Annotated in this window: 15 protein-coding genes; 5 read left to right on the top strand and 10 right to left on the bottom strand. The window is 65.0% G+C overall.

Annotation, left to right across the window (positions count from 1 at the left end; translation table 11 throughout):
• The first annotated feature begins 10 nt into the window (after positions 1 to 10).
• The 4 genes from D779_RS02980 to D779_RS02965 all read left to right on the top strand — a co-directional run bounded on the left by D779_RS02980 (position 11) and on the right by D779_RS02965 (position 2,628).
• On the top strand, positions 11 to 631 hold the full coding sequence (locus D779_RS02980) for an SCO family protein (RefSeq protein WP_043749231.1): 621 nt from the start codon (positions 11 to 13) through the stop codon (positions 629 to 631).
• Positions 628 to 1,512 (top strand): archaetidylserine decarboxylase, encoded by an 885-nt coding sequence (gene asd / locus D779_RS02975; RefSeq protein ID WP_043749229.1) that lies wholly within the window; start codon positions 628 to 630, stop codon positions 1,510 to 1,512. The genes D779_RS02980 and asd overlap by 4 nt, the downstream gene beginning before the upstream one ends.
• Positions 1,513 to 1,628: 116 nt before the next feature.
• A complete protein-coding gene (locus D779_RS22750; protein ID WP_232424054.1) occupies positions 1,629 to 1,787 on the top strand; it encodes a Fe-S-cluster oxidoreductase in 159 nt (52 codons plus the stop codon).
• Positions 1,788 to 1,857: 70 nt separating this feature from the next.
• Positions 1,858 to 2,628, top strand: coding sequence for an arylamine N-acetyltransferase family protein (locus tag D779_RS02965; RefSeq protein ID WP_043749227.1), 771 nt, complete (start codon positions 1,858 to 1,860; stop codon positions 2,626 to 2,628).
• Between the two features lie 54 nt (positions 2,629 to 2,682).
• Here D779_RS02965 and D779_RS02960 read toward each other — a convergent pair whose 3' ends face one another.
• From D779_RS02960 to D779_RS02920, 9 genes are all read right to left on the bottom strand, one after another.
• Complete coding sequence (locus D779_RS02960; RefSeq protein WP_043749224.1) at positions 2,683 to 4,008, bottom strand: replication-associated recombination protein A; 1,326 nt, start codon at positions 4,006 to 4,008, stop codon at positions 2,683 to 2,685.
• Between the two features lie 7 nt (positions 4,009 to 4,015).
• Entirely contained in the window at positions 4,016 to 4,663 is a 648-nt protein-coding gene (lolA, locus tag D779_RS02955; RefSeq protein WP_043749220.1) for an outer membrane lipoprotein chaperone LolA, read from the bottom strand.
• Positions 4,664 to 4,912: 249 nt separating this feature from the next.
• Positions 4,913 to 7,477: a DNA translocase FtsK gene (locus D779_RS02950; protein ID WP_043749216.1), complete on the bottom strand. Its 2,565-nt coding sequence runs from the start codon at positions 7,475 to 7,477 to the stop codon at positions 4,913 to 4,915.
• A 244-nt stretch (positions 7,478 to 7,721) separates the two neighbouring features.
• Positions 7,722 to 7,934 (bottom strand): cold-shock protein, encoded by a 213-nt coding sequence (locus tag D779_RS02945; protein ID WP_043749455.1) that lies wholly within the window; start codon positions 7,932 to 7,934, stop codon positions 7,722 to 7,724.
• Between the two features lie 562 nt (positions 7,935 to 8,496).
• Positions 8,497 to 9,843 (bottom strand): EAL domain-containing protein, encoded by a 1,347-nt coding sequence (locus D779_RS02940; RefSeq protein WP_043749213.1) that lies wholly within the window; start codon positions 9,841 to 9,843, stop codon positions 8,497 to 8,499.
• A gap of 261 nt (positions 9,844 to 10,104) precedes the next feature.
• Complete coding sequence (locus D779_RS02935; RefSeq protein WP_043749211.1) at positions 10,105 to 12,129, bottom strand: ABC transporter ATP-binding protein; 2,025 nt, start codon at positions 12,127 to 12,129, stop codon at positions 10,105 to 10,107.
• 42 nt (positions 12,130 to 12,171) lie between these two features.
• Positions 12,172 to 13,587 carry an ABC transporter permease gene (locus D779_RS02930; protein WP_043749209.1) on the bottom strand — a complete coding sequence of 472 codons (1,416 nt, stop codon included), beginning with the start codon at positions 13,585 to 13,587 and terminating at the stop codon, positions 12,172 to 12,174.
• Between the two features lie 19 nt (positions 13,588 to 13,606).
• Positions 13,607 to 14,584 (bottom strand): ABC transporter permease, encoded by a 978-nt coding sequence (locus D779_RS02925; protein ID WP_043749207.1) that lies wholly within the window; start codon positions 14,582 to 14,584, stop codon positions 13,607 to 13,609.
• Positions 14,581 to 16,740, bottom strand: coding sequence for an ABC transporter substrate-binding protein (locus D779_RS02920; protein ID WP_043749205.1), 2,160 nt, complete (start codon positions 16,738 to 16,740; stop codon positions 14,581 to 14,583). Before D779_RS02920 ends, D779_RS02925 begins: the two co-directional genes overlap by 4 nt.
• 316 nt (positions 16,741 to 17,056) lie before the next feature.
• On the opposite strand from D779_RS02920, the gene D779_RS02915 reads away from it, so the two are divergent.
• Positions 17,057 to 17,833, top strand: coding sequence for an enoyl-ACP reductase FabI (locus tag D779_RS02915; RefSeq protein WP_043749201.1), 777 nt, complete (start codon positions 17,057 to 17,059; stop codon positions 17,831 to 17,833).
• Positions 17,834 to 17,994: 161 nt separating this feature from the next.
• Here D779_RS02915 and D779_RS02910 read toward each other — a convergent pair.
• Positions 17,995 to 19,804, bottom strand: a 1,810-nt coding sequence (locus D779_RS02910) for a peptidyl-prolyl cis-trans isomerase (protein WP_043749197.1), incomplete at its 5' end; no start/stop codon positions are given.

The raw sequence follows: 19,804 nt of genomic DNA, 5'->3' as shown, positions 1-19,804 counted from the left end.
GGCGACCCGAATGTTCCTGCGCAACAGACACAGCCTCTGGGTCCGCCTGCTAGTGGTCCTGGGGGCCATGTCGCTCTTCGTGCTCGGCTATCAGTGGGGCAACCGGCATCAGCACCCGGATGCCGAGATCCCCGCGATCGAGGGCGTCCTGCTGCAGCCGCCGGGCGACCTGCCGGGCTTCGGCCTCAGTGACGCCTTCGGCCGCCCCTTCGACCAGACGCGCCTCGCGGACCGCTGGACGCTCATCGGCTTCGGCGACCTCTCCCATGCCTCCGGGCAGCGCGGTATCCAGCGCCTGATCGAGGTCTACAACCGGGTCGCCGACCAGCGAGAGCTGCGCGAACGGCTGCAGCTCGTCCTGGTGACGACCGCCGAACAACCCATGCTGGCGCGCCGCTTCGCCGGACTCTCTCCCGCGCTCCACATCCTCGGCGGCGACGGCGACGAGATCGCCCGTCTGCGCGGCGCCCTCGGCGCCGGCGCGGATGCGCCCCTGACGCTCTTCGTCATCGCCCCGGGCGGCTATCTTCTGGCCCTCTTTCCGGACCGGGAGGACGGCTCGGCCATGGCCGAGGATCTCAAGGCGATCGTCGCCAATGCCGAGGCACTGCTCCCACCGGAGACCCCATGACAGACTCGACCAATCCGACCCTGGCGCAACGCCTCTTCGTAGCGCTGCAGCATGCCCTGCCCCAGCGGACGCTGTCCCAGCTCATGTACCGGCTGGCCCGGGTGCGCTGGCGGCCGCTCAAATCGCTCCTGATCCACAGCTTCGCCCGGCTCTACCGGATCGACATGGGCCTGGCGCTCGAACCGAGCCTCTCGGCCTATCCGCACTTCAACGCCTTCTTCACCCGCGAACTGAGACCCGACGCCCGCCCCCTGGATCCGGATCCGAGCGCCCTGCTCTGCCCGGTGGACGGCGCCATCAGCCAGATCGGCACCATCGCCGAGGGCCGGCTGATCCAGGCCAAGGGCCGGGATTACCGGGTGCAGGACCTGCTCGGACTGGACCCCAACGAGCTGCATCCCTTCGACGGCGGCCGCTTCGCCACCATCTATCTCTCGCCGAGCGACTATCACCGCATCCACATGCCCCTGGACGGCGACCTGACCCAGATGATCCATGTCCCGGGCCAGCTCTTCAGCGTCAACGGCACCACCGCCGATCTGGTGCCAGGGCTCTTCGCCCGCAACGAGCGGATCGTCTGCCGCTTCGACACCCAGGCCGGCTCCATGGGCATGGTGCTGGTCGGAGCCATCTTCGTCGGCGGCATGGAGACCGTCTGGGCCGGCGAGATCAGCCCGCCGCACTCGGGCATCTCGCTGCAGCGCTGGGACTATCCGGACGAGAGCCACCACATCCACCTGGAGCGCGGGACCGAGATGGGCCGCTTCAACCTGGGCTCGACCGTGATCCTGCTCTTCCCGCCCAACCGGATCGAATGGGATCCCGAGCTGCGGCCCGGGGACAAGGTTCGGCTCGGTCAGCGGATCGGAGGACTGCGCTGACCGAACCCAATCGCCCCATCGCCTGCCGCCCCGGCTGTGCCGCCTGCTGCATCGCGCCGTCCATCAGCAGCCCCATCCCCGGGATGCCGGACGGCAAGCCGGCCGGGGTTCCCTGCGTGCAGCTGACGCCGAAGCTCGGCTGCCGATTGTTCGGACGCCGCGAACGACCGCGGGTCTGCGGGTCGCTGGTCCCGATGCCGGAGATGTGCGGGTCCGACCGCCACGAGGCCCTGCGGTATCTGGAAGAGCTGGAGCGGCTGACCGGGCCGAAGTGAGCGACGCATTCGAGGCGCCGAGCAAACAAGGGATGCCTGGCGCCATTCAACGACATCCCAAGGAGCCCATATGGAGGCCGCGAATTTCGACCTCGATCGTTACTGTCGGCGCATCGGCTATAGAGGCCCGCTCGCACCCGACCTGACCACCTTGTCGGCGCTGATGCGCCATCAGCTCTTCAGCGTCCCCTTCGAGAATCTCGACGTCCGGGCCGGCAAGGTCGTCTCGCTGATCCCTGAGGAGATCGTCGAGAAGATCCTCGACCATCGACGCGGCGGCTACTGCTACGAGGTCAACGGACTCTTCGCCATGGCCCTGCGGGCGCTGGGTATCCATTACCAATTCGTCGCCGCCCGCCCCATGTTCTACCCGGTTCGCCGCCCCAGAACCCACGCCGCCATCGTCGCCCGACTCGAGGGACGCGACTGGCTCTGCGATCTGGGATTCGGGAGTCACGGAATCCGCGCACCCATCGCACTGGACGACCTGGATCGGGAGATCGAGCAGGACTTCGACCGTTTTCGACTGACCAGACTCGACGAACGGGGATATCTGCTCCAGGCGCTGGTGGATCAGGAATGGCTGAACCAATATGCATTCGATCTCTGGCCGCAGGAATGGATCGACTTCACCCCAGCAAACTATCTCAACTCGACCCACCCGGACACCATCTTCGTGCAGAAACTTTTGGTCGTTCTGCATCATCCCACCGGCCGGGACACCCTCCTCGGCGATCGTCTCAAACGGGAACGGGAAGGACGGATCACGACCGAGACGATCGAACCGAACCGGCTCCAATCGGTGCTTCGGGAGCTGTTTCAACTGGAGGCGGCCGGCTGACCGAACCGCGGGCTGCCGCAAAGCGATGCGGATAGCCGGAGTGGACAGTGATCCTCAGCGTTCCGGCACCGGAGACACCGACCGGTCCGCCCCCCGATCGAGCGCCCTCAGACGCTCCAGCTTCTCGCGGATACGGATCTCCAGGCCGCGCTCGACCGGCTGGTAGTAGCGGCGCTCGCCCATCTCCTCGGGGAAATAGACCTCGCCCGCGGCATAGGCGTCCGGTTCGTCGTGGGCATAGCGATAGGCGCGGCCGTACCCCAGCTCCTTCATGAGCTTGGTTGGGGCGTTGCGCAGATGGACGGGCACGTCCAGCGAACCCGAGGCACGGGCGTCTTCGAGCGCAGCCTTCCAGGCGACATAGACGGCATTGCTCTTGGCCGCGCAGGCCAGATAGACGACGGCCTGGGCCAGCATCAGCTCGCCCTCGGGCGAGCCGAGACGCTCCTGGGCCTCCCAGGCGTCGAGCGCCAGGTGCAGGGCACGCGGATCGGCGTTGCCGATGTCCTCGCTGGCCATGCGCACCACCCGCCGGGCGATGTAGAGCGGATCGCAGCCGCCGTCGATCATGCGCGCCAGCCAGTAGAGCGCCGCGTCGGGCGAGGAGCCCCGCACCGATTTGTGCAGTGCCGAGATCTGGTCGTAGAAGATGTCGCCGCCCTTGTCGAAGCGGCGCACCGAGGCGCTGGCCACCTCGGCGACCGTCTCGGGCTCGATGCGTCCGTCGTCGGCCAGCTGGGCCGCGAGATCCAGCAGGTTGAGCGCGCGACGGGCATCGCCGTCGGCGGACTGTGCCAGCAACGCGGCACCCTCGTCCGCCAGCTCGAGCCCCTGCCCGCCCAGCCCGCGCTCCGCGTCGTTCAAGGCCCGGTCGAGCACCTGCCGGATATCCTCGGCCGTCAGGGACTTGAGCACGTAGACCCGCGCCCGCGACAGCAAGGCGTTGTTGAGCGAGAAGGAGGGATTCTCGGTGGTGGCGCCGATGAAGGTCAGGGTGCCGTTCTCGACATGGGGCAGGAAGGCGTCCTGCTGGCCCTTGTTGAAGCGGTGGACCTCGTCGATGAAGAGGACCGTGCCGCGCTGCTCCAGACGCCGTACGTTCTGGGCCTCGGCGACCGCCTCGCGGATCTCCTTGACCCCGGACAGGACCGCCGAGAGGGTGATGAAGTGCGCGCCCGAGTTGTGCGCCACCAGCCGCGCCAGGGTCGTCTTGCCGGTCCCGGGCGGGCCCCAGAAGATCATGGAGTGCAGCCGGCCCGACTCGATGGCGCGGCGCAGCGGCTTTCCGGACGCGAGCAGATGGCCCTGACCGACGAAGTCGTCGAGGACCGCCGGACGCATGCGATCCGCGAGCGGGGCGTCCTGTGAATCCGGGGTCATGGGCGGATCAGTCCACCTGGAGGAAGTCGTCGACGGCGCGCGGATCGATCTCGAACAGATCCGGTTCGAGGGCGATGTTGCGTCGAGCGCCCGAGAAGTTCAGGCGGGTCTCCTGCCCGAAGCTGTCCTCCATGATGAGGCTGTCGAGCGTCTGGCCGTCGAACCCGACCTCGATTCGGACCACGTCCGTGTCCTTCTGCTTGGGCGTCAGCTGGATCCAGTCGCGGCCATCCGTGCTGGGGATGGACTTGGCCTCGAAATAGGTCTGGATCGGCTCCTCGTTGGCCAGCAGGAGCGCCGGGGTCCCGCGCAACGCATCCTTCTGGTTCTGATGCGAGACCTGCTTGAGATCCAGATCGTGCAGATAGACCCGCTTGCCGTCGGCGATGATCACCTGCTTGTTGGGCGCATCGTATTCCCAGCGAAAGCGTCCGGGACGCTGGAGATAGAGGGTTCCATGCCCCTCCATCATCTGGGTGTGGTCGGCGTTGAAGGTGTACTGCTGGAAGCTCGCCTCGAGACTGCTGAGCTCGGCGAGATAGTCGTCGATCCGCTTGGTCGCATCGGATGCATGGACGCCGAGGCTCCATACCAGGGCCAGAATGGCGAATGGGATCAGGGACGGCGAACGGGAGATGGGGAAAGCGCGTGACATGCTTGGACACCGATGCGAGTGGATCTTGGTTGGGAAAACCGAGTTCGTAGGTTGGGCCGAGGCACGAGGCCCAACAGAAACCGCACGTTGGGCCTCCTTAGGTCGGCCCAACCTACCGCCCGTGTCATGTTTCGGGCCGGCCGGCCACCCTGTGCGTGAGTGAAATCCGAGTATCAGGGCCAGAGACAGACTTTTCACGCCGAAGTGCCCGAATCCCATGGAAACGGCCGCGCGACCAGGGTCCCGCCATCAGTCGTCGATCGGCGGCGGCGCCAGCACCTCGCGATTGCCGTTGGTCTCCGCCGGCCCGACGATACCGATCCGTTCCATCTCCTCGACCATGCGCGCGGCCCGGTTGTAGCCGATCTTGAAGCGGCGCTGGACGCCCGAGATGGATCCGCGGCGGCTCTCGACCACGAACTGGACCGCCTCGTCGAACAGCGGGTCCGTGTCCTCGGTATCGCCGCGCGGCTCGGGATCGATGCCGGGCAGCATCTCGGTCGGCTCGCGCAGCACGTCGTGGATATAGTCCGGCTCGCCGTAGTGACTCTTGAGGAAGTCGACGACCTGATGCACCTCGTGGTCGTCGACGAAGGCGCCGTGGACGCGCTGGGGGATGTTCCCCGAGGGCGGCAGGTAGAGCATGTCGCCGTTGCCCAGCAGCTGCTCGGCGCCCATCTGGTCGAGGATGGTGCGCGAGTCGATCCGCGAGGAGACCTGGAAGGCCATGCGCGTCGGAATGTTGGCCTTGATGAGACCGGTGAGCACGTCGACCGAGGGCCGCTGGGTCGCGAGCAGCAGATGGATCCCGGAGGCGCGCGCCTTCTGGGCGAGACGGGCGATTAGCTCCTCGACCTTCTTGCCCACCACCATCATCATGTCGGCCAGCTCGTCGATGATGACGACGACGTATGGCAGATGGGTCAGGGCCGGCGGCTCCATGCCCGGGGCCTCGGCCGGGTTGAAGGTCGGATCCGGGATGGGTTCGCCCGCCTGCTCGGCCTCGGCGACGCGACGATTGTAGCCGCCGATGTTGCGCACCCCAAGCTTGCTCATGAGGCGATAGCGGCGCTCCATCTCGCCGACGCACCAGCGCAGGGCGTTCGCCGCCTCCTTCATGTCGGTGACGACCGGGGTGAGCAGATGCGGAATCCCCTCGTAGACCGAGAGCTCCAGCATCTTGGGGTCGACCATGATGAGCCGGACGTCGTCCGGATCGGACTTGTAGAGCAGACTCAGGATCATGGCGTTGATGGCGACCGACTTGCCCGAGCCCGTCGTGCCCGCGATCAGGGCATGCGGCATGCGCGCCAGGTCGGCGACCACCGGCGCGCCCGAGATGTTGGTCCCCAGCCCTATGGTCAGCGGCGACCCGGCGTCCTGATAGGCCGAGGAACCGAAGACCTCGCTCAGGAAAACCGTCTCGCGCTGCTTGTTGGGGATTTCGATGCCGATCGAGGACTTGCCGGGGATGATCTCGACCACGCGCACGCTGATGGTGGTCAGCGCCCGCGCCAGATCGCGTGCCAGCCCGGTGATCTTGCTCGCCTTGACGCCGGGGGCCAGCTGCAGTTCGAAGAGGGTCACGACCGGGCCCGGGAACACGGCCACCACCTCGGCGACGACGCCGAAATCGGCCAGGGTCTTCTCGACGTGCCGGGAGAGCTCCTCGATCTGCTCGGGCGAATAGCCGCGCCCGCTCTTGCGCGGCGCGTCCAGCAGCTCGAGCGGAGGAAGGGGGCGCTCTCCGCTCGCCTTGACGGACATGACCCGGGATGGCGCCTTCTGCTTGGCGACCGGTGCCGGCTTGGCGACGTCCTCCTCCAGCTCCGGCTCCAGCTCGGGCTGCTCCGCCTGCGATTCCGGATTCTTGGGAACGCGCCGAACCGTGCGCTTGATCCTCGGGGCGGCCTCGGGAACCGGACGCTGTCCGCGCATCAGGTCGGCCAGGGTCATGCTCTCCTCGGCCTCGGGCTCCGGTTCGGCGGCGAAGGGCACGGGATCGGTCATGGCGTCCTGCAGCGCCTGAGGCAAGCGGCCGGACGGCTTGCGCGAGCGAGCCGGAGCGCGCGGTTTGACGCTTTCCGGGTCGGGAACGGCCGATGGATCGATGAGGTTCAGCGCCTCAGGCAATCCATTCGGACCCGCATCGGCATAGAGTGGCGCCTCGACGCGAGACGGGGAGAGGAATCCGTTCAGCAGCGTCCAGGCCCTGCGCCCTCCAGTCAGCACGGAGGCACCCAAGGTATCGAGAAGCTTGAGCCAGGAGATGCCGAAGAAGAGCGTGAGGCTGACCAGCAGCAATCCACCCAGAAGCAGATTGGCGCCGGTGAGGTTGAAGGCGGCCAGCATGCGCTGGCTGATCAGCAGACCGAGCCCGCCGCCGGTTCCGTTCGGAAGCACATCCCCAACCCCGGAAAGGTGCATCGAGGCGAAGGCGCAGCCAGCCGCCAGGGTGACCAGGAAACCGACCCAGCGCAGCGACAACATCCAGGTCCGCATGGCCATATCCTCGCTGCGTCCGCGAAAAATCAGCCAGGCGCTCCAGGCCACCATGAAGGGCAGCAGGTAGGCGAAATAACCGAAGAGGTAGAAGGCGACGTCGGCGAACCAAGCCCCCGTGCGCCCGCCAGCGTTGGTCACCTTGGTGGCATCCCCGACATAGGACCAGCCCGGATCGCTCGGCGAATAGCTCATCAGCGACAGCGAGAGATAGATGGCCACGCAGACCAGGGCCCACATTGCCCCCTCGCGCAGAGCGCGCTCCAAATAATCGCTGAATGTCAACTGCCCGTGACGTGTCGCCTGTGCCATGCGCCTCTCCAAATAATGCAGCGCATTATAGTCTTACGGAAGATTTTTCGTGGGGTTTCGAGAAGGTCGAGGCCCGATGGGGAAACGGGCATGCAAGTGCTGCCGCCCAGTCATCCGCCTGAGCGCAAAGCGGTATTCGAACGGCTTGCAAAAAAAGACGGCGGATGCTCAGCGATTGAGCATCCGCCCGATCAACGCCGACTGCAGCCGGCACGCGCAAATCGCGGCCAGCCGAGCGGTCGATTCAGTTCGGAGTAACGTTCTCGGCCTGAGGACCTTTGGGTCCCTGCGTCACCTCCATGGTAACCCGTTGACCTTCCTGGAGAGTTTTACGACCCGAGCCATTGATCGCGCTGTAATGAACGAAGACGTCCTTGCCGCCTTCGCGCTCGATGAAACCATAGCCCTTCTCGTCATTGAACCACTTGACCGTGCCCAGTACCAATTCGCCTGCCATATCAACCTCATCAAAAAAGACGCACCAACCTTGGTTGGTAATACTTGGAACCAGCTCCATGTTGGAACAGGTATCGCATCCACCCTCAACCGAGTGGAAATCCATTCAAGAAACCCTGCCCGACCTCACTTCTTATTCGCGTCGATATAGCCAGGCCGACGCCGGTTTCTTCAATTGTCGCAGCACATCACCAACGACCGATTCGGCTCAACGCTCATCGACCAGAATACCATTAACATCAACAGGTTATACCCTTCAAACCCTATATCCGCCTAACCGGAGCCGCAGTCTCCGCGCCGAGCTCGGTTGCAACCGACCTCTCCGAGACATATCCAAACGGATGTGTATGACGCCTGCTTTACATGGAAGACAAAAGGGCGGGGAAAACGCTATTGAGGCAAAACCAGATCTAGTGATGACAATCGTCGCAAGGACTTATACTGCAGAATACTCCAAAACAGTCTCAACGTCGGCACAACGAGGAATCGATCCGTCGTTACAAGCCGCTCTCTCGCGCACCATTGTACAGCAAAAGCAAAAGAAGACGCGAGAGGAAGAATCATTAATCACCCTCATGTCCCTGAACCACCCCGGTGGCCCCCGTATCGATACGCTGTACGCTCGGGTACACCAAATCGCGATTGGGCATACTCATGAAGTTACCCTGGATGGCATCGATTCCGGCCGCAAACAGCATGGGCATCAGGTCCGCGTCCTCCACGGCCAGGGCAATGACGCGGATCCCCTGCTTGTGCGCACATCGGACGAAAGCATTGAGCGCGCCTTGAGACGCGGTGCCCTCGACCAACCCCTGAATGGTCTCGCGCGAAAGCTTCACATGGGTGATGATGCCTGAATTGGCCTCGAGGAAGGCGCAGTCGTCGAGCTTCGGATCCTCGATGAGCAGACCATGCTGGCGCGTCTGCAGCATGTCGGCCAATCGCGCCAGCCCCTCCTGGGCCTCGATGAAGGCCGCCTTGCGAACCTCGACGACGATGGAGCCCGGAGCCATGTGGGCCGCGCTGGCGAAGGTTCCGAGAGCACGAACCGTCATCTCGGAGCGCAGCGTCTCGGTCGCGACGTTGACGAAAAGAATGGTGTCCGGTGCTCCGCCGGACTGCATCTGCTCCAGCACCGAAAAGGCTTGACGGAAGATCCAGAGATCGATCTTGTCCATCAAACCCGCTTCGGCCAAGGTCGGGAGGAAGACATCCGGCATCAGCAGCCGTTCGGATTCGTCCTTGAGACGCACCAGGGTCTCGAACATGTTGCGATGATCGAGATCCGATTTGAAGGAGACGATCGGCTGATACTCGAGCGTCAGGCCGCCGGCGTCGATCAGGGACTTGAGCCGATTCTGATCGAGGATCCTGGCACGGACATCCAGCCCGGAGTCGACCGAGTCGGCACTCTCGTCAAGCCGATCCCTGACACTGCGGCTGAGATCCTTGATGGTGGCGATCGTCACGGCACCCTTGAGCTCTGGATCGAAAACGGCACCGGAATAGCGCAATTCCCTCAGCTGTTTGCGAATGACCGAGTTCCTGATCTCGCGCTCGCAGATCATCAGGAGATGTTCAGTATCCTCACGATCCACCGCATCGACCGCCCCGCGGCGATAGGCATCGGCCGGAGAGAGGTGCACGTTGGGCGCCCTCAGCAGAACAACCGGCGCATCCAGCTTATCCCTGACCGAGTCGAGCGCCGAGGTCACCTCGGGGTAGAGATAAGCCGATGCATCGCAGAGGATCAGGTCCCACCAATGCGGCTGTTGCAGTGCGGATGAAAGCGTTTCCGACCGAGACACCTCAGTCAGATCGGCAACGATCCCCTGCCGATTCAATAAGGCGCCGATCCGCAGCTCGGCGGGTTCAGGATAGATACAGAGTATCTTCTTGACCTTGCTCATCCAGAGTCGACGACCTCGGAACGTGAACGCCATCCATTTGGTATCCGAACCTTACGTCGAGGCCCTGAAAAGCGCAAGTACCTGAAAAATACGTTCCCTAGGAAACGCCTTGAGATCCGTCAATCTCCGAGCAGAATTCTCAACATCCAGATTATCCTTTCGTGGACACGCCTGCAGGCACCTGCCGACGGCGACCAGGCTTGAGGCAATGGCGCGAAAGCGATTTTCAAGGAGTGACGGCAAACCACAGCACACCAGGCGTCAATCGAGATGGAGGCAGCTCACATATCGAGAGGCGCCGAGCCTGACCTCGGGAGGATAGCCCTCGGAACACCGGGAAGTCGCCTCGGGACAGCGCGGATGAAAATGACAGCCTCGGGGCGGATTGCTAGGGGATGGCATATCGCCTTCGAGCCGAATCACGACCCGGCGCTTCTCGGGATCGACCACCGGAACGGCCGACAGCAACGCCCGGGTGTAGGGATGTCTCGGATCGGTCAGGATCTCCTCGACCCCTCCACGCTCGACCACGCGGCCCAGATACATGACGGCCACCTCGTGTGCCAGATAGGACACGACCGAGATATTGTGGGTGATGAAGAGATAGGCAAGCCCGAGCCGGCTCTGCAGATCCTTGAGCAGATTGAGGATCTGGGCCTGGACCGAGACGTCGAGCGCGCTGGTGGGCTCGTCGCAGACGATGATCCGTGGCTCGACCGCCAAGGCTCGGGCGATACAGATCCGCTGTCGCTGACCACCGGAGAACTCGTGCGGATAGCGTCTGGCCGACTCCGGATCCATCCCGACCAGCTCGAGCAGGTCGGCCACCCTGCGTTCCCTGACGGCTCGGGTCCACTCGATCCCCAGCGCCTGGAGCCCCTCCCCGACCACATCGCCGACCAACATGCGGGGATTCATGGAGGCATAGGGATCCTGGAAGACGATCTGCAGATCCTTGCGGTAGGGCCGCATCGCACGGTGACCGAGCCCGGCCAGATTCCGCCCCAGATAGAGAACCTGCCCCGAGGTCGGCGCGATGAGCTGCAGAATCGCCTTGCCCACGGTGGTCTTGCCGCAGCCGGATTCCCCGACCAGGGCCAGGGTGCGGCCGAGACTTAGATCCAGAGACACCCCGTCGACGGCACGCACATGCCCCACGACACGCCGGAAGAGACCGCGCTGGATGGGGAAATGCACCTTGAGATCGACCGCCTTCAGCAGTGGCGATCCGATCTCGCCCACCGATCCGGACGGCCGCTCCGAAGCCCCGGATTCGGGCTCGGCCGCGTTCCGCGCCGGCCCAGGATGCGATGCCTCGCCCTCGCTCCAGAGATGGCAGCGCACGCCGCGCCCCGCACCCAAGCCGATCCATTCGGGAATGCGTTCGCGACAGAGGGGCATGACGGACGCGCAGCGGTCGGCGAAGCGACAGCCCGAGAAGACCCGGTCGAGCGGCGGGACGCGCCCCGGGATCGTGGCCAGCCGTCCCCGGCGCTTCTCGGCCGATGGCAGGCTCTCCATCAGCATGCGCCCGTAGGGATGGGCGGGACCGGCGAAGAACTCGGAGACGGTCGCCGTCTCGACGATCTGGCCCGCGTACATGACCGCGAGCCGGTCGGCGGTCTCGGCGACCACGCCGAGATCGTGGGTGATGAGCAGCACGGCCATCCCGGTCTCGCGCCGGAGATCCCCGAGCAGACTCAGGACCTGGGCCTGGATGGTGACGTCGAGGGCCGTCGTCGGCTCGTCGGCGATCAGAAGCCCGGGGTCGCCCGCCAGGGCCATGGCGATCATGACCCGCTGCTTCATGCCGCCGGAGAGCTGGTGCGGATATTCGTCGGCGCGCTGCTCGGGATCGGGAATGCCGACCGCGCGCAGCAGCTCGACGACACGCCGCCGATTTCGGCCGTCCGAGCCCTCCCCATGCACATGCAGCGCCTCGGCGATCTGGACGCCGACGCTCAGGACCGGGTTGAGCGAGGTCTGCGGCTCCTGGAAGATCATCGCCATGCGACCGCCCCGGACCGAGCGCATCTCGGCCTCGGTCAGATGCAGCAGATCCGTCCCGCCGAGCCGGACCCGGCCGGAGAGGATCCGCCCGCCCGGCGGCAGGAGGCGCATCAGCGACAGGGCCGCCATGGACTTGCCGCAACCGGACTCGCCGAGCAGGGCGAAGGTCTCGCCCGAACGAATCGTCAGATCCAGACCATCGACCACCCTCAGTGGACGCGCGGTCTCGCCGAGCTCGGTGATCAAGCCTTCGACCTGAAGGAGGGGCTCGGTCATGGTTGGACTCCAGGAAGACGGAACAAACGGCGGCCCACCCGATCAGCGTCCGGTGCGGATGCGAGGATCGAAGGCATCCCGCACCACGTCGGCGAACAGATTGGCGGCCAGCACCAGGACGAACATGAAGAGGAAGGCCGCCGCCAGCGACCACCAGACGATGGGGTCGCGCGCCAGCTCGAGACGGGCGCCGTTGATCATGTTGCCCCAGCTGTTCATGGTCGGGTCGACCCCGATGTTGACATAGGAGAGCACCGCCTCGGCCAGGACCAGCCCGCTGAAATCCAGCACCAGGGTGATGATGACGATGTGCATCAGGTTGGGCAGGATGTGGCGCACGATGAGGGTGAAATGCCCGACGCCGAGCGCCTGCGCCGCCTGCACATAGTCCGCCTCGCGCAGCTTGAGCGACTCGCCGCGCAGCAGCCGGCAGAGCCCGGTCCAGCTGGTGACGCCGAGGATCAGACAGAGGAAGAGCAGACGCAGATCGGCCCGCTCCACCAGGCTGGAGAAGGATTCGGCATGGTTGCTCATGTAGACCTGGAGCATGAGGATGGCGGCGGCGATCAGCAGCACGCCCGGGATCGAGTTGAGCGTGGTGTAGAGATACTGGATGAGATCGTCCACCCAGCCGCGGAAATAGCCGGCCGAGATCCCCAGCAGGATGGCCGCGGGCAGCATCACCAATGTGGTGAGGGTTCCGATCAGCAGGCCGGTACGCACGCTCTTGAGGGTCTGATAGAAGACGTCCTCGCCGACCTTGTCGGTGCCCAGGATATGGTATGCGGCGGCCAGTTCGGCGGCGGCGAAGCTCACCACCAGCAATCCGCCGAGCACGGACAACCCGGTGATCCAGGGGATCCCTAGGCCGGGCGCGCGCCAGCGGTTCCAGGTCTCACGCCGGGTCTCGCGCCGCGACTCGCCGCGCCGCCGGCCGCTCAGCCAGAGCGCCAGGGCCGAGACGCCGGCCCAGACCAGCAACCCCTTGATCGACCCCAGCAGCGCACGGGCGAGGATATCTCCGGCCCGGTCCGCCTCCGGGTCCGCGAGATGCGCGCCCCCATGCTGCAGCCTCGGATAGGCGCGGACCACGCCCCCATCCGGCTGCTCGATCGCCTCCTTGACATAGAGATGGGTGGCGAAGGGGGCCGAGTAGGTCACCTCCTGGCGCTCGCGCAGACCGCTCAGAGCCAGGTCGAGCAGGCTCAACACCTCCGGGCCATAGCTGGAGTCGGCGCCCGGATGCTCGACCTGGAGACGGAAATGGACCGTATCCAGCAGCCCGACCGAGGCGTAGCCAGCCAGAACCACCAGGGTCGCGACCCCGATCCGCGAACGGATGACGCGACGCCAGGGTGTCCGCAGATGCTCGTGTCGCGCCGCATGGATTCCGAAGAGGATGGCGACGACGAGCAGCAGATAGACCAGTGCGTCCGTCCAGAGCAGGACCGGCATCATGGGCGCCCCCCTCCCCGGCTCATTGCAGCCGCACCCTCGGATCGACCAGGGTGTAGGAGATGTCGGTCAGGATCAGGCCCAGGATGTAGAGCACGGCGCCCAGGAAGACCATGGAGCGCACGATGGCGAAGTCCTGGTTGCTGATGGCGTCGATGGTATAGCTCCCGAGCCCGGGGATGCCGAAGAAGGATTCGCTGATGAGGCTGCCCATGAAGAGCAGCGGCAGTACCACCACCACGCCCGTGAGGATGGGGATGAGCGCATTGCGCAGCACGTGACCGAAGAGCACCCGGCGCTCGCCGAGCCCCTTGGCCCGGGCGGTGCGCACATAGTCCTTGGCGACCTCCTCCAGGAAGAGGGTGCGATACCAGCGAGTGCCCGAGCCGATTCCCCCGACGACACCGACGATGACCGCCAGGATCAGGAACTTCCAGGCGTTCGGCCCAGTGTCGTAGCCCGAGATGGGCACCAGATGGAAGAGCTTTCCGAGGATGAACTGGCCGCCGATGATGTAGAAGAGGCTCGAGATCGAGAGCATGGCCACCAGCAGCACCACGCTGGCCAGGTCGACGTAGGTGGCACGAAAGAAGACGATGAAAAGGGCGTAGCTGACGTTGAAGGCCAGTCCGACCAGCAGGACCGGCACCGCGATGGCCAGACTCGGCCACATCCGCTGCGAGATGTCGTAGCCGATGTCGCGGCCCTCGTCCGAGGAACCGAACTGGAAGACGAAGAGCCTGGCCGATTTCTCGAAGAAGATGGTGTCGGTGACGCGGCCCAGACCATCCGCCGCGCTGTTGTAGAGCAGCGGCTTGTCGTAGCCGTGCTCCTGCTTCCAGAACTGGACCGCCTCCTCGGACACCCGTTTTTCCCCGAGCTGCATGCGTGCCATGTCGTCCGGCGAGTTCACCACGAAGAAGAGCGTGAAGGTGATGAGGTTGACCCCGATCAGAATGGGGACCGCGTACAGCAGCCGGCGCAGGATATAGGCGATCACAGCGCGGTGCTCCGCTCGCGACGCCGCACCATCCACCAGGCGGGCAGCACCAGGAGGGCCACCGTCGCCGCGAGCAGCCACAGCGGCCAGGTGACTGGGGCATTCCACGCATGCCGCATCCGCGCGCGCAGCTCCGGATCGAGACGCCGGTACTTGAGCGTGTTGTTCGCCATCTGATTCGGATGCGCGTTCATGAGCCAGCGATGGTGCAGACTGAATGCCTTGGGGAAGAAACCCCAGACCCAGGGGGCGTCGGCCCGAACGATCTCGAGCATCCGATCCAGCAGCGCCTGGCGCTCGGGACCGTCGTCCATGTACTTCATGGCGTCGAAGAGACGGTCGAACTCGGGGTTGGCATAGTTGGAGGTGTTCTCGCCCTGACTCCTGGCCTTGCCGTTGGGTCCGTAGAACAGGAAGAGGAAGTTCTCCGGATCCGGATAATCGGCGTTCCAGCCCCACATATAGACCTGCCCCGTGCCGTTGCGCATCTTCTCCCTGAAGCGGTTGTAGTCGGTCGAGCGGATCACCAGCTCGATGCCCAACTTAGCGAACTGCTTGCGCATCCAATTCATCAGAGCACGATCGTCTGGGCCGGTGGCGACCGCCTCGTAGTTGATGGCGAGCGCACGCCCGGTTTCCGGATCCACGCCAGCCGGATAACCGGCCCGCTCCATCAGCCGCACCGCCTCGTCCAGGCCGCGACGCATCGGCCGTCCCTCACCCCAGCGATAGACATAGGGATTGATCCCCGCCTCGCCCTCGCGATGTCCGAAGATCCCGGGCGGAAGCGGCCCCTGGGCCGCCAGGGCGCGGCCGTTGGCGAAGATCGAGATGAACTCCTCGAAATCGACCGCGATCGAGATCGCCCGGCGCAGCAGACGCGCGCGCTCGGAGTCGCCGCCGACGACCGGGTCGAGCATATTGAATCCCATGTAGTAGATGCTGGTCTCGACCGAGGTCAGGAGCGAGATCCCGCGTGCGCGCATCTGATCGGTCAGGATCGGCTCGCCCTGCGCGTCGACGCGCACCGCCTGATCGAAGGCGTCCGAGCTGATTCCCGAACTGTCGTAGTAGCCTTGGAGGAACTTGTTCCAGCGCGGGATGCTCTCCTTCTCCAGGCTGTAGACGGCGCGATCGATGAAGGGGATCGGCTTGCCGGCGTCGGCGAGGATGCCCGTGTCGGCATCGCCGGGCATGCCCACGCTCGGGTAGCGCTCGCCGTGGAAATTCGGGTTGCGCTCCAGCACCATGCGCAGGTTGGGATTGTTCTCGCTCAGCATGTAGGGACCGGTCCCCACCGGATACCAGTCGAGCTGGATATTGCGTTCGGACATGCCGGGCTGGGCGTAGAAGCGGTCCACCTCCCAGGGCATGGGCGAGAAGAAGGGCATCGCCAGCCAGTAGATGAACTGAGGATATTTGCCCTCCAGACTGATCCGCAGACTGTGGGCGTCGATCACCTCGACCCCCGAGAGCCGCGCCCGGCGCAGGGTCTCGACACGCCCTAGGGCACCCTGCCCTTCCGCCGCGCCCAATTCATCGGCGAGCGCCCCGAATCCCCGGATGTACTCTCCCATGAGCCCGGCGATCGGCGAATGCAGCCAGGGCGCGGCCAGCCGTTTGATCTGATAGAGAAAGTCGTCGGCCGTCAGCTCGCGCGTGCCCGTCTCGCGAAAATCCGCGAGACGGTTGATGCCATCGAGATCGTCCCGGGTCAGATCCTGATAGAGATAGCCGCCCTCGGGGCCGCGGGCGAAGGCCGGATGCGGCTGATAGCGGATTCCGGGCTTGATGCGGACGAGATAGTCGCTGCGGGCGATCTCGGCGACGGGCGCATCCTGGGGCAAGGGATTGCCCTCGGCGTCGAAATAGCTGGGCACAGGGACCTCGGCGGCCGAGAGCGGGATCAGCCGATAGGGCCTGAGCAGGAAATGGTATTGCAGTGGCGGCTCGTAGATCTGGGCCAGGAATGCGGTCTCGTCCGAGCTGTAGGAGCGCACCGGGTCCAGATGCTTGGGACGCTCGGCGAACGAGCTGTAATAGGTATTGGATTGCGCATCGGAGGATGGATAGGGATCGTTCCAGGGCGAGTCGCCGCACCCGCTCAGCGCGAACAGCGCGATCGTCAGCAATATGGTCTGGAACGAACGACTCAAAGACCCTGGCCCCTATCCACCCTTTAACCAAACAGCAAGATTGGTTACTGTAACCGCCCGACCTGGCGGGCTCATCGGGATTCTATCCCGAGGCCCGCGCCGGTCGCATCGGGGACAACCCCCGGCATCCGACATTCCGCATCCAAGTCGCGTCCGACCACCCGTCCGCGACCCTTGCATACCATGGAGCTCGAGGTTTCGATTCGCCGTTCGACACGGCGATGGCATCGAGCCCCGACATTCTGCGGCGGTTCCAGCCCAGAACACGACCGGCGCCGCGATGCGCCGACAACAGAACGGAAAGAGACGAAACACCATGGGTTTTCTAGACGGCAAAAAGATCCTCGTCACCGGCGTCGCGAGCAACCGCTCGATCGCCTGGGGCTGCGCCGAGGCCATGCACAAGCAGGGCGCCGAAATCGCCTTGACCTACCAGAACGACAAGCTCAAGTCGCGCGTCGAGGACATGGCGGCCAAGTGCGGATCCGACATCGCCCTGCCCCTTGACGTCGGCAGCGACAGCGAGATCGAGGCGCTCTTCACCGCGCTGGCCGAGCGCTGGGACGGACTCGACGCCATCGTGCACTCGATCGCCTTCGCGCCGCGCGAGCAGCTCGAGGGCGACTATGTGGACGCGGTCACCCGCGAGGGCTTCGCCACGGCCCACGAGATCAGCTCCTACAGCTTCGCGGCCCTGGCCAAGGCCGGGCGCTCCATGATGGAGGGACGCAACGGCGCGCTCCTGACCATGACCTATCTCGGCGCCGTGCGCGCCGTGCCGAACTACAACGTCATGGGTATCGCCAAGGCCAGCCTGGAGGCCAACATGCGCTATCTCGCGGCCTCGCTCGGCCCGCAGGGGACGCGCGTGAACGCCATCTCGGCCGGCCCCATCCGGACGCTCGCCGCGGCCGGCATCTCGGATTTCCGCGACATGCTGAAGAAGGTGGAGGAACGCACGCCCATGCGCCGCAACGTGACGATCGAGGAGGTCGGCAACGCCGCCGCCTTCCTCTGCTCGGACATGGCCTCCGGCATCACCGGCGACGTGGTCTACGTCGACACCGGCTACCACATCCTCGGCCTTGGCTGATCGATAGGCCAGTCAAAAGCGGTTGAACCGCAAAGGCGCCAAGGACACAAAGAGAATCTCGAGGGCTCGTGTCACGCAGAAGTCAACTGCGGGCAGTGGAGTCCATCGAGATGCTTCGCGTTCTTGGCGCCTTTGCGGCTGCGATCCCTAAAGGGGTCGCATCAAGGCGTCTCTTCGGTCGCCGATTCCTTGCGCTCGATATCGGCGCGACGCTCGATGTCGTCGATCATCGCCGAATAGAGCTGGCGTCCCAGCAGCTGTGACAGCATCGCTGCCTCGGGAGTGGACTCGCCATCCTCGGCCGGCTTCACCTCGCCGTCCCGAACCTCCGTGACACGCACGACGGCCGCATCGCCGGCATCCAGGACGGTCGTTCCGATACTGGAGGTCCCCTCGGCCGGCGCGGGCAGCGTGAATGCGGTATCGAGAAGCCCCGCTGGCATCTTGGAGTCGTTGCGATCGACGAGCACGGGCGCCTCGGCACTCTGGGCCAAGGTCTCCCAATCGCCGCCCTCGCGCAGCTTGTCGGCCAGTTCCTCGGCGGCCTTCTTCGCGGCGGCTTGGGCACCGTTCTCCTCGAGCTTGGCCAGGATCTCCTCGCGCACCTCTTCGAGCGGCTTGGTCGAGGGTTCGCGATGATCCACCACGCGCAGGACGATGGCCTGCAGCTGATCGCGGTCGGGCTCGAGCATGTCGCTGTTGATGCCGTCCTTGAGCACCTCGTCGCTGAAGGCGGCCGCGACGACCTTGGGGCTGGCGAGGATACCGCTGCCGCCATCGCGCCCGACCCAATCGCTGTGCTCGATGGTCAGCCCCAGTTCCTCGGCAGCCGGCTCCAGGCTGTCCGGCGATTCATAGACGATGTTGGCCAGACGCTCGCCCAGATCGTAGTAGAGCGAATCCGCCTTCTGCTTGGCAACGTCCGTGCGCAGGGTATCGCGCACCTCCTCGAACGGACGGGCCTTTTCGGGCTCGATGGAGGTCACCTCGATCAGGTGATAACCGAAGGCGGAGCGCACCGGATCGCTCACCTCGCCGACCGGCAGATCGAAGGCGGCACGCTCGAAGGCCGGATCCATGACCCCCTTCTCGACCATCCCCAGATCGCCGCCCTTGGCCGCACTCCCCGGATCCTTGGAATAGGTCTTGGCCAGTTCCTCGAAGGATTCGCCGGCGAGGATGCGCTCGCGGATCTTCTCGATCTCGTCCAGCGTGGACGTGGCCGCTTCCTCGTCGGCATCCTTGGGCAGGGTCAGGAGGATATGCCTCACCTGACGGCGCTCGGGCACGACGAACCGCCCCTTCTCCGACTCGTACTGCTGGCGCAGCTCTTCCTCGGTCACCGAGACCTTGGATGCGAGGGTCGACGAATCGAGCGGGATATAGTCCAGCTTGACCTGCTCGGGCGTCTGGAAATCGGAGGCATGGGCCTCGTAATAGTCCTGGATCGCGGCATCGTCGGGTTCGACGGCATCCGCATAGTCGGCCGCGGCGAAGCGGACATAGGAGATCTCGCGCTTCTGATCCGCCAGCCGCTGGTAGTCGGCCAGCTCGGACCGGCTCATGAATTCACTCGCGGCGACCGAACGCACCAGCTGCATACCCGCCAGCTGCTGACGCAGCTGATGCTCGAACATGGCCGGACTGAGACCCTGGAGCTGCAGTGCCCGCTCATAGGCTTCCTGATCGAATCGCCCATCGCGCAGGAAGGCTCGCTCGGAGAGGATCTGCATCTGAACCTCCTGGTCCGAGACCCGCAGACCCAGTCGCCGGGTGGTATCCAGCAGCAGCACCTCCCGAATCATGTCGTCCAACACCTCGGCACGCAGCGTCTTGTCGTCGAAGCCGGCCGCATCGTAGGCGGCACCGAGACGCTGGCGAAGCTCGAATCGGGTCTGCTGCACCCGCCTGTCGAGATCCCGCGCCGTGATCTCCGCCCCGTTCACCGTGGCGGCGATCGGCTCCCCCCCC

Origin of the sequence: Imhoffiella purpurea (genome assembly GCF_000585215.1) — a bacterium.
Classification (GTDB): Bacteria; Pseudomonadota; Gammaproteobacteria; order Chromatiales; family Chromatiaceae; genus Imhoffiella; species Imhoffiella purpurea.
This window is presented reverse-complemented; position numbering and strand designations above follow the sequence as displayed.